This is a genomic window from Tardiphaga sp. vice304, from assembly GCF_007018905.1.
Taxonomy (GTDB): Bacteria; Pseudomonadota; Alphaproteobacteria; order Rhizobiales; family Xanthobacteraceae; genus Tardiphaga.
Genome location: NZ_CP041402.1, coordinates 3,866,764 through 3,880,945, shown reverse-complemented (window position 1 = coordinate 3,880,945; position 14,182 = coordinate 3,866,764). Strand labels below are relative to the sequence as shown.

The 14,182-nt window shown below is 60.9% G+C and carries 17 protein-coding genes and 1 tRNA gene; 11 read left to right on the top strand and 7 right to left on the bottom strand.

All coding sequences use genetic code 11. The features are described from left to right. The first annotated feature begins 117 nt into the window (after positions 1-117). A complete protein-coding gene (locus FNL56_RS18455) occupies positions 118-855 on the top strand; it encodes a histidine phosphatase family protein (protein WP_143574311.1) in 738 nt (245 codons plus the stop codon). Between the two features lie 11 nt (positions 856-866). Here the strand turns inward: FNL56_RS18455 and FNL56_RS18450 are convergent, their stop codons facing one another. After that, on the bottom strand, positions 867-2,099 hold the full coding sequence (locus tag FNL56_RS18450) for a serine hydrolase domain-containing protein (protein ID WP_143578083.1): 1,233 nt from the start codon (positions 2,097-2,099) through the stop codon (positions 867-869). A 177-nt stretch (positions 2,100-2,276) separates the two neighbouring features. On the opposite strand from FNL56_RS18450, the gene tuf reads away from it, so the two are divergent. Together tuf and FNL56_RS18440 are read left to right on the top strand one after the other, a co-directional pair. After that, positions 2,277-3,467 (top strand): elongation factor Tu, encoded by a 1,191-nt coding sequence (tuf, locus tag FNL56_RS18445; RefSeq protein WP_143574309.1) that lies wholly within the window; start codon positions 2,277-2,279, stop codon positions 3,465-3,467. A 244-nt stretch (positions 3,468-3,711) separates the two neighbouring features. After that, positions 3,712-3,787 (top strand) — tRNA-Trp (locus FNL56_RS18440). Positions 3,788-3,858: 71 nt separating this feature from the next. Here FNL56_RS18440 and FNL56_RS18435 read toward each other — a convergent pair. After that, the gene (locus FNL56_RS18435; RefSeq protein ID WP_143582231.1) at positions 3,859-5,022 is read right to left on the bottom strand and encodes a site-specific integrase; all 1,164 of its coding nucleotides are present in this window, start codon (positions 5,020-5,022) and stop codon (positions 3,859-3,861) included. Further along, a complete protein-coding gene (locus tag FNL56_RS18430; protein WP_143582230.1) occupies positions 5,019-5,348 on the bottom strand; it encodes a hypothetical protein in 330 nt (109 codons plus the stop codon). The genes FNL56_RS18435 and FNL56_RS18430 overlap by 4 nt, the downstream gene beginning before the upstream one ends. A 327-nt stretch (positions 5,349-5,675) precedes the next feature. Between FNL56_RS18430 and FNL56_RS27795 the strand changes: the two genes are divergently transcribed. Genes FNL56_RS27795 through FNL56_RS18420 form a run of 3 tightly spaced genes read left to right on the top strand, consistent with a single transcriptional unit; the run spans position 5,676 to position 6,624 of the window. Next, positions 5,676-5,852, top strand: a complete 177-nt coding sequence (locus FNL56_RS27795) for a hypothetical protein (RefSeq protein WP_168204675.1) — start codon at positions 5,676-5,678, stop codon at positions 5,850-5,852. After that, positions 5,849-6,037, top strand: a complete 189-nt coding sequence (locus FNL56_RS18425) for a hypothetical protein (protein ID WP_143582229.1) — start codon at positions 5,849-5,851, stop codon at positions 6,035-6,037. The genes FNL56_RS27795 and FNL56_RS18425 overlap by 4 nt, the downstream gene beginning before the upstream one ends. A gap of 32 nt (positions 6,038-6,069) precedes the next feature. Next, on the top strand, positions 6,070-6,624 hold the full coding sequence (locus FNL56_RS18420; protein WP_143582228.1) for a hypothetical protein: 555 nt from the start codon (positions 6,070-6,072) through the stop codon (positions 6,622-6,624). Between the two features lie 54 nt (positions 6,625-6,678). Here the strand turns inward: FNL56_RS18420 and istB are convergent, their stop codons facing one another. Further along, a complete protein-coding gene (istB, locus tag FNL56_RS18415) occupies positions 6,679-7,488 on the bottom strand; it encodes an IS21-like element helper ATPase IstB (protein ID WP_143581761.1) in 810 nt (269 codons plus the stop codon). After that, positions 7,485-8,993 (bottom strand): IS21 family transposase, encoded by a 1,509-nt coding sequence (gene istA / locus FNL56_RS18410; RefSeq protein WP_143581760.1) that lies wholly within the window; start codon positions 8,991-8,993, stop codon positions 7,485-7,487. The genes istB and istA overlap by 4 nt, the downstream gene beginning before the upstream one ends. A gap of 206 nt (positions 8,994-9,199) precedes the next feature. Between istA and FNL56_RS18405 the strand changes: the two genes are divergently transcribed. Both FNL56_RS18405 and FNL56_RS18400 read left to right on the top strand, forming a co-directional pair. Then, positions 9,200-10,531 carry an AAA family ATPase gene (locus FNL56_RS18405; RefSeq protein ID WP_143582227.1) on the top strand — a complete coding sequence of 444 codons (1,332 nt, stop codon included), beginning with the start codon at positions 9,200-9,202 and terminating at the stop codon, positions 10,529-10,531. A gap of 671 nt (positions 10,532-11,202) precedes the next feature. Beyond that, positions 11,203-11,565, top strand: a complete 363-nt coding sequence (locus FNL56_RS18400) for a hypothetical protein (protein ID WP_143582226.1) — start codon at positions 11,203-11,205, stop codon at positions 11,563-11,565. A gap of 170 nt (positions 11,566-11,735) precedes the next feature. Here the strand turns inward: FNL56_RS18400 and FNL56_RS18395 are convergent, their stop codons facing one another. Together FNL56_RS18395 and FNL56_RS18390 are read right to left on the bottom strand one after the other, a co-directional pair. Continuing rightward, entirely contained in the window at positions 11,736-12,047 is a 312-nt protein-coding gene (locus FNL56_RS18395) for a hypothetical protein (RefSeq protein ID WP_143582225.1), read from the bottom strand. Continuing rightward, a complete protein-coding gene (locus tag FNL56_RS18390) occupies positions 12,044-12,439 on the bottom strand; it encodes a hypothetical protein (protein ID WP_143582224.1) in 396 nt (131 codons plus the stop codon). Before FNL56_RS18390 ends, FNL56_RS18395 begins: the two co-directional genes overlap by 4 nt. A gap of 40 nt (positions 12,440-12,479) precedes the next feature. On the opposite strand from FNL56_RS18390, the gene FNL56_RS18385 reads away from it, so the two are divergent. The 3 genes from FNL56_RS18385 to FNL56_RS18375 all read left to right on the top strand — a co-directional run bounded on the left by FNL56_RS18385 (position 12,480) and on the right by FNL56_RS18375 (position 14,180). Then, the gene (locus FNL56_RS18385; RefSeq protein ID WP_246661591.1) at positions 12,480-12,719 is read left to right on the top strand and encodes a hypothetical protein; all 240 of its coding nucleotides are present in this window, start codon (positions 12,480-12,482) and stop codon (positions 12,717-12,719) included. Positions 12,720-12,904: 185 nt separating this feature from the next. Then, positions 12,905-13,282 (top strand): hypothetical protein, encoded by a 378-nt coding sequence (locus tag FNL56_RS18380; protein WP_143582223.1) that lies wholly within the window; start codon positions 12,905-12,907, stop codon positions 13,280-13,282. A 238-nt stretch (positions 13,283-13,520) separates the two neighbouring features. Next, a complete protein-coding gene (locus FNL56_RS18375) occupies positions 13,521-14,180 on the top strand; it encodes a hypothetical protein (RefSeq protein WP_143582222.1) in 660 nt (219 codons plus the stop codon). Positions 14,181-14,182: the final 2 nt, after the last annotated feature.

The window sequence follows — 14,182 nt, the reverse complement described above, 5'->3', positions numbered from 1 at the left end:
TTGTTCTTGTCGGCGTGCCGCCGCGTGGAATTCGCAATTCGCATGCATCTTGAAGAGGCTTGAGACGTTGCGCGCACTGACGTACAGCGGTTGAAACAGTATTGAAGAGGGATTGCGATGTCCAACGCCGAGAAGCCATTCGTCGCGCAGCACAGCGTTCCCCAAGGCGTCGTCGCGACCAGGTGGTGGTGGGTGCGCCATGCGCCGGTGCGCAGCGACGGCGGCAACATCTACGGCCAGAAGGACATGGACTGCGATTGCAGCGATCGCGTTGTCTTCAATGCAGTGAGCCGCATCCTGCCGCGCCAGGCGGCGTGGTTTGCCAGCAATTTGAAACGCACGCACCAGACCGCGGATGCGATCTGGGCCGCCGGGTTTCCTAAGCCGGATACCATGCTGCAGGAGCCGGATCTGGCCGAACAGCATCTCGGCGACTGGCAGGGCATGAACCGCGCGGCGTTCTTCGCCAGCCGTCCGATCGCGGTCGGCAGCTACTGGTTCGCGCCGATCGATGAGCCGTCGCCGAACGGCGAGAGTTTCATGGATCTGTACACCCGCGTGCGTCGCGCCATCGAGCGCATCAATATCAGCCATGCCGGGCAGGACATCGTCGCAGTCGCGCATGGCGGCACCATCAAGGCCGCGATCGGCCTGGCGCTCAACGACCAGCCGGACCGCGGCCTCGCCTTCACCATCGACAATTGCTCGGTGACGCGGCTCGACCATCTTGCCAGCGACGGCCATGCCGGCTGGCGGATTCCGATGGTCAACCAGCAGCCGTGGATCGCGGACGCCTCGCACGCTGCGATGCATCAGCCGGCCGGGCCGGAAGTGGTGCCGACCAAGCTGGCGTGATACCGGCGGCGCTACTCCACCGCCGCGTAGACCAGGCCGCGGATCAGCGTGCGGAAATATTCGCGCTGGCCCGGGCCCTGCGACATGAACACGGCGAACAGGTCCTCGACAGGATCAATCCAGAAGAACGTGCCGGCCACGCCGCTCCAGAAGAACTGGCCCTTCGATCCCGCGAACGGCGCCAGGCCTTCGTCGGTGCGTACTGCAAAGCCGAGGCCGAAGCCATGGCCGGGCGGCAGCAGCGGGCTGTCGGCCTTGACGCCCGCGGCGAGATGGTTCGATGCCATGAAGGCCAGTGTCTTGCGGCCGATCAGGCGGGTGCCGTCCAGCGTGCCGCCATTGAGCAGCATCTGGCAGAACCGCGCATAGTCCATCGTCGTCGAGACCAGCCCGCCGCCGCCGGATTCCATCTTGGGAATCTCCAGCGGATCGAACAGCGCGACCTTGTCGCCGGTCCAGGGATCCTTATCGAATGGCTGGGCCAGCCGTCCGGCATGCTCTGCCGCGGCGTGAAAGCCGGTCTCGGCCATCTGCAGCGGCGCGAGGATGCGTTCGGTCAGGAACGCGCCCAGCGTCTGGCCGGCGACGACCTCGACGACGCGGCCAAGAATGTCGGTGGAGCGGCTGTAATTCCATTCCGCTCCGGGCTGGCAGATCAGCGGCAGGCCGGCGACGATTGCGGCGTGTTCGGCGTTGGTGAGGCTGCGGTCGCGCAGCCGCGACTTCTGGTACATCCGCTGCACCATGCCGTTGCCGGTGATCTCATAGGTCAGGCCGGAGGTGTGCCGCAGCAGGTCCTGGATGGTGATCGGGCGCTGCAGCAGCGCCAGTTCCAGCTGGCCGTGGCACTCGACCCCGACGCGGGTATCGGCGAACTCCGGGATGAATTTCGCCAGGGGATCGCTGAGCAGCAGATGGCCATCCTCGACCAGCATGAGGATGCCCAGCGAGACGATCGGCTTGGTCATCGAGAAGATCCGGAACAGGCTGTCCCGGGCCATCGGCGTGTCCGCCTCCGGCGCCTGCCGGCCAAAGCTCTCGAAATAGCCGACCTTTCCGCGGCGGCCGACCAGCATGGTGACGCCGGGCGCGGTTCCCTTGTCGATCTCGCGGCGGAAGGCGTCCGACATGGCGTCCAGGCGGGCAGGGGACAGGCCGATCGTCTGCGGGGCGGCCATCGGCAGTGCCGGCGTCCGCGGGGCAGGGGTCTGCGCAGGGGCCTGGCGCGCACTTTGAACTGTCATGTTTCGTCTCCCGTTCCCCGGTGATTGATCTTGTCCTTGGCCGGCCTACATAGGGGGCTTCACCGGCATGCTCGGGCGAGAATGGCAGCCAAGTTCGCACTTGAACAGGGCCGTTTTCCCTTGTAACCAGCCGCCGGTTCGGTGCTGCGCACGGGCGCGGCGTAACTAAGGTGGATCATGGCCAAGGCAAAATTCGAACGTAACAAGCCGCATTGCAACATCGGCACCATCGGTCACGTCGACCACGGCAAGACCTCGCTGACCGCGGCGATCACCAAGGTGCTCGCTGAGTCCGGTGGCGCGACGTTCACGGCGTATGACCAGATCGACAAGGCGCCGGAAGAAAAGGCCCGCGGCATCACGATCTCGACCGCCCACGTCGAGTACGAGACCGCCAACCGCCACTATGCGCACGTCGATTGCCCCGGCCATGCCGACTATGTGAAGAACATGATCACCGGTGCGGCTCAGATGGACGGCGGCATTCTCGTCGTCTCCGCCGCCGACGGCCCGATGCCGCAGACCCGCGAGCACATCCTGCTGGCCCGCCAGGTCGGCGTGCCCGCGCTGGTCGTGTTCCTCAACAAGTGCGACATGGTCGACGATCCGGAACTGCTCGAACTGGTGGAAATGGAAGTTCGCGAACTTCTCTCCAAGTACGACTTCCCGGGCGACGACATTCCGATCATTAAGGGTTCGGCGCTCGCCGCTCTCGAGAACTCGGACCAGAAGCTCGGTCATGACGCAATCCTCGAGCTGATGAAGGCGGTTGACGCCTACATCCCGCAGCCGGAACGCCCGATCGACCAGCCGTTCCTGATGCCGGTCGAAGACGTGTTCTCGATCTCGGGCCGTGGCACCGTCGTCACCGGCCGCGTCGAGCGCGGCATCGTCAAGGTCGGCGAGGAAATCGAAATCGTCGGTATCCGCGACACCCAGAAGACGATTTGCACCGGCGTGGAAATGTTCCGCAAGCTGCTCGACCAGGGTCAGGCCGGCGACAATATCGGCGCGCTGCTGCGCGGCACCAAGCGTGAGGAAGTCGAGCGCGGCCAGGTGCTGTGCAAGCCGGGTTCGGTGAAGCCGCACACCAAGTTCAAGGCCGAGGCCTACATCCTGACCAAGGAAGAGGGCGGTCGCCACACCCCGTTCTTCACCAACTACCGTCCGCAGTTCTACTTCCGCACCACCGACGTGACCGGTGTGGTCCATCTGCCGGAAGGTACCGAAATGGTGATGCCGGGCGACAACATCGCGATGGAAGTGCACCTGATCGTGCCGATCGCGATGGAAGAGAAGCTGCGCTTCGCCATCCGTGAAGGCGGTCGCACGGTTGGAGCCGGAGTGGTCGCGTCGATCATTGAATGATCGACGGACACTCCGAAAGCTCCAACCGAATTAAAGATTCCCAAGTGCGGCCTACCGCACTTGGCTGCGGTGCAGGCGTGGTGGCGTCGATCATCGAATAAGACGATTACCGGATGGCGGGCGACGAATCGGGCAGATGCCCTGGTTCGTCGCCCGCCATTTGCGTTTTGGCCGCCTTGCCTCTTGCAAATCAGGCGCGGTCTATGCTTCAAACGGCGCGAAACGGCAGCGATGCCGTTTGCTTAGGGGTGTAGCTCAGTTGGTAGAGTACCGGTCTCCAAAACCGGTTGTCGTAGGTTCGAGCCCTACCGCCCCTGCCAGTCATCTCATTGATAAAGCTAAATAATCTTGGTCTGCAAATGTTCTTCCGTGTGGCGTTGCTACCGGAATGCTACCCAATCGGGTTCTTTCTGCCGCTTTTCGCCAGTTTGAACGCATCGTCCACCCTCGACGCGGCATCTTCCTGCATGCCGGGGATGACATGCGAATACAGATCCAGCGTGATCCCGATGTTGCTGTGGCCCAGCCGCTCGCTGGCGACCTTGGGATGGACGCCGGACTGGAGCAGGTGCGTCGCATGTGCGTGCCGCAGATCATGGAACCGGCGCCGAATCACCTCACTGCCAGAGATGAGCTTGACCCATGCCTGGGTGATGGCGCGCGGCTTGAGCGCGGACCCGTCAGCCTGGGCGCAGACGAAGCTGGCGTCAGTTAGCTTTTCCCCCAACTTCAGGAGGCCTTCGCCTTGCCGGACGCGGTGGGCCTTCAGTTCGTCTACCACGGTGCCAGAGAGCGCTAGGGTGCGCCCGGCGCCGCTCTTAGGGACTTTGTACCGGACGCCGGCCTTAGTCTGCTCGGCGCTCTCGGCAACCGATATCTGTCCGGCGACAAGATCCACGTTCCTCCACCGAAGGGCGGCAATCTCGCCGCGTCGCATGCCGCATAGGACGGCCAGCAGCGCCGGCACGAACATGTCAGTGCCCTTCATGGCCTCGATCACGTCAACCGTTTCAGGGAGCCCATAGGTCAGCATGGGCTTCTTTTCGACCTTGGGCGGGTCCACCGCGTCCGCCGGGTTCCGGGAGAGGATTTCCCAGCGAACCGCCTGCGATAGCGCCTGCTTCAAGATCCTATGCATATGGTGGACGGTGCGAGGGGACAGTCCGCCCGATCCGTCCCGGCGGCCTTCGGCTAGCGCCTTGGTGTATGCCGCAGAGATCGCAGCCGGCCGGAGCGCGGATAGAACTGTGCCGCCGATCAGCGGGACGATGTTTTTCTTGGCAATCTCCTCGTACCGCTCGTGGGTCCGGGGCGAAACCCGGGCCTTTATGTCGTCAATCCAGCGATCGAGGAACTGAGCGACGGTGGTTTTGCTGGGCTCCAGATAGTTGCCGCCCTTCAGCTCGGAAATCAGGCGGGCACATTCGACCTGGGCCTGCCGTTTGGTGCCGGCGAAACTGTGCCACTTGCGCTTGCGCTGGCCGGTGGCGGCGTCGCGCTGATCGAGGATGATTGCCCAGTGGCCGGGCGAGCGTTCGCGAATAGAGCCCTTCATTTTTCTTCCCCTCCAAGTTTGTGCAGATCGGCAAGTGAATATCGTGGGCGAGAGCGCTCGGCGTCTTCCTTGGCCCGCAAATCGTCAACGTAAGCCAAGGTTTTGGCAACGGCGGTATCGGTCGCGCGTTTCACAACAAAGTCGATGAAGAACGATTGGCCGAGCCGCCACTCAATCTCTTCACTCATCGAGCGTCCGCTCGCTGCTGCCGCAGCCGACATATGTTCGTGAAGTTCGTCGGTGCCACGAAAGGTGAAATTGCGACGCTTCTTGTCGGCTGCCGGGACAGCCGGCCGGCCTCGTGGACGTTTTTCTTTGTCTGCCATCCTACCTAATCCATTTCTGTACTATAAAGCACTAAATATCACGTGCTTTAAACCTTGACAAGGGGCACTCAAGGCCTATTTTAAATTATCGCACTGATTTGTGCGTGCTTTAAATAGACCGGAGGCCACGAAGATGAATCAGGAACTGTCTCAGTTACTTTCCAGCCCCACCGCCGACGTACCCGACGTAGGTCGTATTTGTTTTGGATTGAGTAGGAACGGCAGCTACGACGCTGCGAAGCGAGGAGACTTTCCGACCATTAAGGTAGGCCGGTTGCTCAAAGTGCCGACCGCCGCACTGCGTCGGCAACTCGGCATGGAGGCAGCATGAAAAAGGCCCGCTTTGAGGGCGAGCCGATTTCGAATGATGTCTGCCAGGACAATTCGGAACATAGCGCAGCCACCCGCGAATATCAAGTATCCAGAATTACCCGCCGCTGCGCCATCAGCGCTGCGATGGCTGCCATTATTGCCCCTCTGGTCTTTGGGGAGGGCCGCGCATGAGCGATCGAACAGAATACATGCTGTCCGCGCTTCGCGTCGGGAGCATCCGCGCCAAACTCTTCGAGACAGAGATCAACTCAATTGGCGTTGCCCTGAAAGCCGGGCTCATCAGCGCCGAAGACGCTGCTGCATGGATAACTGAGATCGGCGCTGCCGGCCTTGTCGCACTCAAGCCGGAGGGCTAGTCCTAATGTCGATAATCTTTGAAGCAAACGGAATGACGGTGTTGCTGCCGGAGACGGTGTCGATTTCAAATTCAGCCGATAAGACGCGAGAATTTATCAAAAAAAATCCGGCTGTCCGCTCGCAGTATCTTTTTCCACTCTTTGACGCCGTGGCTACGTTCGCCGTTTCTTTGGCGCTCGTTCCGCAAGGTTGCGAGACGTTTGAGCTACCCCGCAATCCGTGGATTGTCTACATCGGCGACGATATGCATTTTGCATGGGGTCCGCAAGCTTTCGGCGCGGCAGCGTTGGATGCCGCCATTCTGGCGGCCGACAACTGTGTTCTTATCACCAGCGGTCCTGATCCGTTTCCTTATCGTTATGCCGCCACGATGGCTGTAAAGCCCCGAAAGAACGTGCTTCTGATCGAGTCGCTGCCTCACCAACAGGAAGCTTGGCGGCAGCGTATCGAAAAGGTGAGAGGCAAAAAGGAATTGCCGATCTTCTGCTGCATTCCGTTGGCTGTAGCGCGTCAATCTGGATGGGAAGCGCGACAATCAGGATGGCAATTTAGCGGTCGCGGCGTGGGGATGATTGTCGCGGCCTGACGATAACGCAAGCGATAATCGCGTGCTGTAGAGTTGATTGTCGTGGAGCGACAATCAGGATGACGCTTTGATTGTCGCGCGCGTTGGCGGTCGTCCGGCTCCACGAGCCTTGTCGAGAGCCTCTTTCCGGCGATAGCTGTCGACATTCATTTCGAGGATCGTGGCGTGATGGACGAGGCGGTCGATCGCCGCGAGGGTCATAGCTTGATCCGGGAAGATTTTTCCCCATTCACCGAATGGCTGATTGGCGGTGATCAGCATCGAGCGGCGTTCGTAGCGAGCGCTGATCAACTCGAACAGAACGCTGGTCTCCGCTTGATCCTTGGTCACATAGGCCAGATCGTCGAGGATCAGCAGGTGATATTTGTCGAGTTTGGCGATCGCCGCTTCAAGCGTGAGATCGCGGCGCGCGATCTGGAGCTTTTGCACGAGATCGGTGGTTCTGGTGAACAACACGCGCCAACCGTTTTCGATCAGGGCCATGCCGAGCGCCGCTGCCAGATGCGATTTGCCGCCGCCAGGGGGACCAAAACACAACAGATTGGCGCCCTTGTCGAGCCAGGCGTCACCGGCGGCGAGAGCCTGCACCTGCGCCTTTGAGATCATCGGCACGGCATCGAAGTCGAATGCAGCGAGGGTCTTGCCCGGCGGCAGGCGGGCTTCATCCAGATGACGCTCGAAGCGACGACGGTTTCGCTCCACCATCTCCTGTTCAGCCAGGGCCGCCAGGAAGCGGGCGGCGGGCCAGCCTTCCTTATCGGCGGTTTCCGCCAGGGCGGCCCAGATCAGCTTGATGCCGGGCAGACGCAGTTCGCTGAGCAGCAATTCGACACGGGCGGCGTCGATCTTGACGGTCGCGTTCATGCGGCTTCTCCCACAGCCGCGGCAATCTGGTCGTAGATAGCGAGCGAGGGCAGCGTGACGACGACGACCGGTAGTGCCATGCCCTTCGGTCGGAAGCGTTCGATCAGCGCCTTGAGATCCGGCAGGATGCCGTCGTCGAGCGTGGCTTGCAGCACGGCACCGAGCTCCGCCTCGCAGGCCCGTTCATGTGCGAGCGCCAGAAGCCCGACCATGGCACGGCAGGCTGGTCTTTCGCCAATGCCGGCGAGCAAGGCGTCGAACGCACGGGCGTAGACGCGGCGGGGGAACAACTGGTCGCGATAGACCAGATTGAGCAGCGCCATCGGTTTGCGGCGCAGCGAATGGATGACATGGCGATAGTCGATGACGTGGCCGTGTTTGCCGTTGGGCTGGGTTCGCCCGCGTCGCAAGGTGATGATGTGCGTGGCGCCCTGGAAGCATTCGAGCCGGTCGTCATAAAGACGTACGCGCAGCCGGTGACCGATCAGGCGGGATGGGACCGAGTAAAACACCTTGCGCAACGTGAAGGCGCTGGAGGTCGTGACGTCGACGTTGACCTCCTCATAATCGGCGGTCTTGCGCACCGGCAGTTTCTTCAGCGCCGTCCGCTCCTGATCGATACGCTTGGCATTGCGCGCGTTGCCGCGGCCAACGATCTCGTCGACAAAACCCCGCCAGGCCGCAAGATCGTCGAAGTCGCGTGAGGCACGCAGCAGCAGGGCATCGGCCAGCGCTCTCTTGAGATGGCCATGCGCACTTTCGATCGAGCCGTTCTCATGCGATACGCCGGGATTGTTGCGGGTCGGCGTCATGCCGTAATGGCCGCAGAACGCCTCATAGCGCGTCGTCAAATCCTCCTTGGCATCGGCTCCGAGATTGCGGAACGCGGCCGACAGGCTGTCGCTGCGGTGCTGCTCCGGAACCCCGCCCAGCGACCACAGCGCGTTCTGCAAGCCTTCCGCCAGCGCGACAAAGCTTTCGCCACCGAGCACGACGTGGGCGTGTTCGAAGCCGGAGAAAGGCAGCCGGAAGTGATAGAGCCGGCAGTCCAGCAACTGGCCCGCAATGGTGACGCCGAGATCGGCGACCTCGGTGAAGTCCGACAACCCCATGCGACCCGGCGGATGTTCCTGACGGAAGATCACCTCCCGATCCGGCCCGTTCACCGCCCGCCATGCCCGAATGCGCCGCTCGAGCGTCCGCCGCGTTCCAGAACCCAGTTCCGGATGCCGCCGGCATAGTTCCTCGAACACGGCGATCGGCCGCAATCCGGGGGCGGCCCTCAGTATCGGCAGAACTTCGTTCTCCCAAACGTCGATGAACGGATCGGCTCGACGGCGTGCGCGGCGCGCCTTCTTCTGGGTCGGAAGTCGGGGATCCTTCTCGTATCGGTAGGCGGCGGAGGTGCTGAAACCAGCCTTTGCAGCGGCGACGGCTGGCGAATGGTTGCGACGCAAGCTCATGAAAAGCCTCATTTGTTGATCGGTGACATGCCGGCCGGCCAAAGCACTGGTCCTCTCGAAGGAGAAGCCGATGCTTTACCAGCCGCCGTTACCGCCAATGAGGCCCCTTCGGGCCGACACGCCGCTGCTGGGGTGCCTCCGGTCGGGCTACGCCCTCCCTTCGTCACCCCAGCAGCGGCGCATTCTCATCCTGATTGTCGCGGGATTCTCATCCTGATTGTCGCGCTACAGTTGGCGGAGGCGTGCGCATGAAGGAAAAGTCAGCTTACCTTTTCGACGCGCTCAACGCGGCCGCAAATGGTTTTCTTGTGCTTCCCGCTCACGCGCGCACTGGCGCTCCCTTCGTGCCAGCAGACGAGGCCAGTACCGATCCGGAGATCATCCGGGGATGGTGGGATAAGTACCCAGACGCCGTACCAGCGATCTTGCCGCCGAAGCCTAACAAGATCACGGCCACCCCGTTCGTTGGCCGCGACCCAAAGGAAATTCCCCGACGGGAGTTTCTCTACGGATCGCATTTGATCCGCAAGTACGGCTCCGCGAAGTTTGCAGCCGGCGGCGTTGGAAAGTCAATCTTGGCTCTGACTGAGGCAATTGCGCTTGCGACCGGCCGGGCACTCCTAGGGATCGCTCCACGCCAGCGTTGTCGTGTCTGGTATTGGAACGGCGAAGACCCTCTTGAAGAAACGGAGCGCCGTGTCGCGGCGATACGTCTTCGCTACGGCATCGAGGCCTCCGAACTCGAAGGTTGGCTTTTCCTCGATAGTGGTCGCGATCAGGAAATCGTCATTGCTGATCAGGATTCAAAATCCGGCGCTAAAATTGCCACCCCAGTCGTCAATGCCGTTGTCGATACGATTTTCGCCAACCAGATCGACGTGATGATAATCGATCCCTTCGTGTCGTCCCATCGCGTCACCGAAAACGACAACATGGCGATGGACCTCGTCGCCAAGAAGTGGACCAGCATTGCTGGCACCACAAACAGCGCAATCGAGCTGATACACCATACTAAAAAGACACACGGAGCGGAGGCCACAGTCGAAGACGGTCGCGGCGCCGTGGCACTTCTAGCGGCTGTCCGATCCGCGCAAATCATCAATAAAATGACCGCAGACGAGGCTGCCAAGGCGGGCGTTGAGAACTTCCGGGCCTATTTCAAGGTTGAAAACGGGAAGGCCAATCTCGCTCCGCCGGCTGAGGGGAAGGATTGGTACCGCATCGTTTCCATCGAGCTTGGGAATGGCAGCAAGGGTCCGCTGCATTACGACGGGGACAGTGTTGGCGTGGTGGAGAACTGGATGTGGCCGGATCACACGGCAGGCGTCACGGGAGCTGACTTCGACAAGGCGGCGGCAATCATCCGGGCTGGGAAATGGAGGGAAAGCAACCAAGCCAAAGACTGGGTTGGCCGCGCTGTCGCCAAGGCACTCGCTCTCAACATCGACAACAAAGCTGACAAGGCCAAAACGACCGGCTTGGTTAAATACTGGCTCGCAGCAGGCAGTCTCGTTGTCGTCGAAGATTTGGACGAAAAGCGGATGATCAAAAAGTTCGTGCAGGTGGCAAATGAAGACTGATTTGCCGCACCTTGATTTATCGCCAGGTCTTGCCGCGCCCCACCCCCACACCCCTAAGGGGGGTGGTGGTGCGGCAGAGGCAGTGCCTAACTTGCCTAGCCTTTGCCGCACCTCAAGTGCGGCAGGTGCGGCAGGCGAATTGAAGGGCATGCCGCCGGCTGTCTTCAGGAAGCTCAAGAGGGAGCTGCGGGAAGAACGAGGGCGCAGGGAACGGGCGGAAGCTGAGAGAGACGCGGTTCAGATGGCGTTCGAAAAGGTGCTGGATGGACTGCAGAAGAGGGGGCAAGGTGGGGAATAGAGGGCCACAGCCGGCCGGTGATAACGCGAGCGGCCCCGCGCTTGTTGACTTGCGCGGTCGCGGCAGGCTTCAGCGTCGCATCTGGTACGCCTTCATGACCTATCCTGATCGCGAGATGACGACGGCCGAACTGGCGCGCTGGTGTTATCCCAGGATGGAGGACGAACCACTCCGGAAGCACCGCTGGGCAATCGTTCGGGCGGCGTCGAGAGTGGCAACAAGGGTGCGGCGTGATCGGCCTGGTGGCGTCGTTTTCAGGATCTTTGGTAGCAATCCGGTAGCAAATGGGGCTTTGGACGACGACTATTGCGAGTCGGATCAATAGCTTAGAAGATGGCGTTTACCGGTTTATCAATTCGGTTCGGGGAGTTTCATGGCTGATCCAATGACAATCGTTGCCGGTCTCGGCTACGCGAAGGCCGGTTTTGACACACTCCGTGCTGCCATCGGTCTCGCAAAGGACGCCAAGGATCTTCTGCCTGACGATGCAAAGAGCGCCGCGATAACGGCAACGCTTGAGCAAGCGGAAAGGGATGCGAAACTGGGCGAGGCAGAGGTTGCCAAGGCACTCGGATATGATCTGTGCAAGTGCCAATTCCCGCCGACGCCGATGTTGACGGTCGGAATGCATGCTGGCCGGCCGAAGACTGGCCCGGTGTTCGAATGTCCAAGATGTGGGTTTAATACAGCCCATCCCTTCTCGTACGAGCGAACCGCGCCGCCCTTTGAGGCTTAGACGTAGAAAACCCGCCGGGTGAGAAGGCCGGCGGGCTTAGTCTGTAGTCGCGGTATGAGTACGAAGCCCGCTTGGTGTCAGGATGCCAGCGGGTGGTTAAAACAAGGTTGCCGCCCGCCTCGCAAGCCTCATGCTGGCCCGCAGCACGAACCTAGCGGCATAGAGCCGGATCAGACGCATACCGTCCTCCACGCGATGCTGCGCCGCATGCTCGCCAGCGAGGCCTCTCGGTAGTTCTGCCATTCGGGTCCGATCGAGCACCAGGCCGCGTCCGGCAGATCGGCCAGATAATCTAACTGAGTCCGGCTATCCTCGACGGTCGGCGTGCAGGCCAACAGGACCGCTCGCAGGGTGAAGGGTGTCGCCATTTGGCGGTGGACTGCTATTGCAACTCCGGGCAGCACGTTGACCGGGACAAGGCCGGCAGCGCACAGTTCTATGACGGCGGCAGCATCGAGGTCGCGAGGGTCCCCCGACATCATTCCACACCTCCGCGCTGGTAGCTGCCGCGCGGCCGGGTCTGTTCGAGTAAGCCGTCCAGGTCGCCAATGCCGGTGTCGGAACATTCGCGGGGGTCGCTGTCCTCGGCCGGGTCATCGTCCTCGTCGTCCTCCATCGGGCTGGAGCAGAGCCGGGTTCCTGCGGGATATGAGGCGTCATCCTGGTCGCCATCGTCTTCAAGTTCGGTCATCACGTAGGTGTCGCTGGCGTCGAGGAACGACAGCAGCCGCTCGATCTCGTCGCGGGCTTGGCGTCGAAGCTGGCGGAGCAGATCAACAGACGCGAGCCGGGCGGCTTCCTGCTCGGCAAGACGGGGCGGAAGTGCAGACGTGTTTGTGGGTGGCGTGCTATGCACGCTGTTAGCCTGATCCATTGGGATGCATCCTCATGGTTGGGTTAGAGCCGAGGAGGAGTTGCAGCTTCCCCTCGGCTTGCTTTTAAGCTATCATAAAATCATGACCTTACAAGATAAAAAGATAGCAAAAAAGCGCGGGCGGCCTGCAACTGGCACCGGACGTACGATCGGCGTGCGGATAAAGTCCGAATTGGCAGCGCAGATCGATGGATGGCGAGCCGCCCAGCGGCCAATACCGTCGCAGCCAGAAGCCATTCGCCGACTAGTCGAGACCGGGCTGAAGGCGAAAGAGAAATGAACAATAACGAGCGCCGCGACATGAAGTGGATCATCGCCGCATTTGTGCTGGTGATTGTCTCCGTCGCAATCTCATTTATGATTGTCCGTTAAATCCCACCCATCGGGGCGCTTTCGCGCGTCATCGCTTGCCAACTTCCCCAGGTTGCGCTTGGATACCACCGGGTCTGGGGAGTTCTTTCAAAAATGCGGATTCTATGGGTACCGGCAATTGCTGCCGTTCTAGCTGGCTGCGCGTCCGCTTCGTCGGACATCACAGCGGCCTACGTTTCGCCGGTCATGTACCAGCAATACACCTGCCCGCAGCTCGCCATGGAGGCTCAAGGGATCTCTCAGCGCGCAGCGTCATTGTCTGGCGCGCAGGACCAGAAACGCACCAATGACACTCTCGCGACAGCAGCCGCCGTGGTCATTTTCTGGCCTGCCGCGTTCTTTGTTGGCGGGGATAAGCAGACAGCAGCCGAGCTTGCGCAGATGAAGGGGCAAATGGTCGCCATCGAACAGGCCAGCGTCATGAAGAAATGCGGGATACAATTTCAGGGTCAGCGCCCGCCGGGTACGTAGGAGCGCTTCTAGGATAGGCAATTAGTTGGCGTGCAGTTTCTTGACTATTTCGCAAATCAGCATTAGATTTTTGTTAGTTGATTTGCATTCATAGAGACGCGCCCTCTGGTTTGGCGTTTTCGATCTGGCCCTCGTTAACGGGCTAAGCGGAGAGGCAACCGCAAAAACCTCTTTCGGAACATTGCGCCGCCGTTTAGGGCGCTCGCCAGATCAGTCTGGCGCCCGGAAGAGCGCGCCTATGCACCCCCAGGTTTTACGTGAGCTTTCTCAGTCGAAAGTGAACCCTGAATTTGCCTCTGCAATCAGGGAAATTGAATCAACTGTCGCCTATGCAGCGAAGATGCATAAGGCGGGCAAACTGTCCAAGGCAGAGATGGCCGACCTAGAGGGCCACCTTTGGGGACAGTATATCTCGGCGCTGCCGGTCGATGATTTCCACGAAATGATGAACGACGGCCGGCTTGATCAACTGATGGCCTTGGCCAGCCATGAGGACAGCCGCAACGGGTCCGACGTTGAGCAGGAACGTGCCGCAGTCCTCCATAAGGTCAAGGCGGATGCGTTGGACGAAGCATGGTTGTCGCAAAAGATCGACGCACAGACATATGCCGAGTTGTCGCGGGAGCATGTCGGCCGTTTGGAAGTGTCGGACGACAAGTCTGCCGATGGCGACTATGACGCCGCCGCAAGCGAGGTTTTCGCCAGCCGTCATGATCGCGATCCAAGCCAAGAAAACATCCTGGAGAAGTGGCTTTCGAAGAATTCGGACGGGCCGAATAAGGCGTCCGAAAAGCTGACTTGGAATTACGACCAGAGCGACGAAATCGAGCGTGATCAGCACGGTCGAGACAAGGACGGTTATATCGACCATGACGCCATCCCGAACGAGGAGGCGTAATC

Excerpts from the sequence above, each read along its gene's own strand:
- FNL56_RS18455 (WP_143574311.1), top strand. The coding sequence starts at position 118 with ATGTCCAACGCCGAGAAGCCATTCGTCGCGCAGCACAGCGTTCCCCAA.
- FNL56_RS18450 (WP_143578083.1), bottom strand. The coding sequence starts at position 2,099 with ATGACAGTTCAAAGTGCGCGCCAGGCCCCTGCGCAGACCCCTGCCCCG.
- tuf (WP_143574309.1), top strand. The coding sequence starts at position 2,277 with ATGGCCAAGGCAAAATTCGAACGTAACAAGCCGCATTGCAACATCGGC.
- FNL56_RS18435 (WP_143582231.1), bottom strand. The coding sequence starts at position 5,022 with ATGAAGGGCTCTATTCGCGAACGCTCGCCCGGCCACTGGGCAATCATC.
- FNL56_RS18430 (WP_143582230.1), bottom strand. The coding sequence starts at position 5,348 with ATGGCAGACAAAGAAAAACGTCCACGAGGCCGGCCGGCTGTCCCGGCA.
- FNL56_RS27795 (WP_168204675.1), top strand. The coding sequence starts at position 5,676 with ATGAAAAAGGCCCGCTTTGAGGGCGAGCCGATTTCGAATGATGTCTGC.
- FNL56_RS18425 (WP_143582229.1), top strand. The coding sequence starts at position 5,849 with ATGAGCGATCGAACAGAATACATGCTGTCCGCGCTTCGCGTCGGGAGC.
- FNL56_RS18420 (WP_143582228.1), top strand. The coding sequence starts at position 6,070 with ATGACGGTGTTGCTGCCGGAGACGGTGTCGATTTCAAATTCAGCCGAT.
- istB (WP_143581761.1), bottom strand. The coding sequence starts at position 7,488 with ATGAACGCGACCGTCAAGATCGACGCCGCCCGTGTCGAATTGCTGCTC.
- FNL56_RS18405 (WP_143582227.1), top strand. The coding sequence starts at position 9,200 with ATGAAGGAAAAGTCAGCTTACCTTTTCGACGCGCTCAACGCGGCCGCA.
- FNL56_RS18400 (WP_143582226.1), top strand. The coding sequence starts at position 11,203 with ATGGCTGATCCAATGACAATCGTTGCCGGTCTCGGCTACGCGAAGGCC.
- FNL56_RS18395 (WP_143582225.1), bottom strand. The coding sequence starts at position 12,047 with ATGATGTCGGGGGACCCTCGCGACCTCGATGCTGCCGCCGTCATAGAA.
- FNL56_RS18390 (WP_143582224.1), bottom strand. The coding sequence starts at position 12,439 with ATGGATCAGGCTAACAGCGTGCATAGCACGCCACCCACAAACACGTCT.
- FNL56_RS18380 (WP_143582223.1), top strand. The coding sequence starts at position 12,905 with ATGCGGATTCTATGGGTACCGGCAATTGCTGCCGTTCTAGCTGGCTGC.
- FNL56_RS18375 (WP_143582222.1), top strand. The coding sequence starts at position 13,521 with ATGCACCCCCAGGTTTTACGTGAGCTTTCTCAGTCGAAAGTGAACCCT.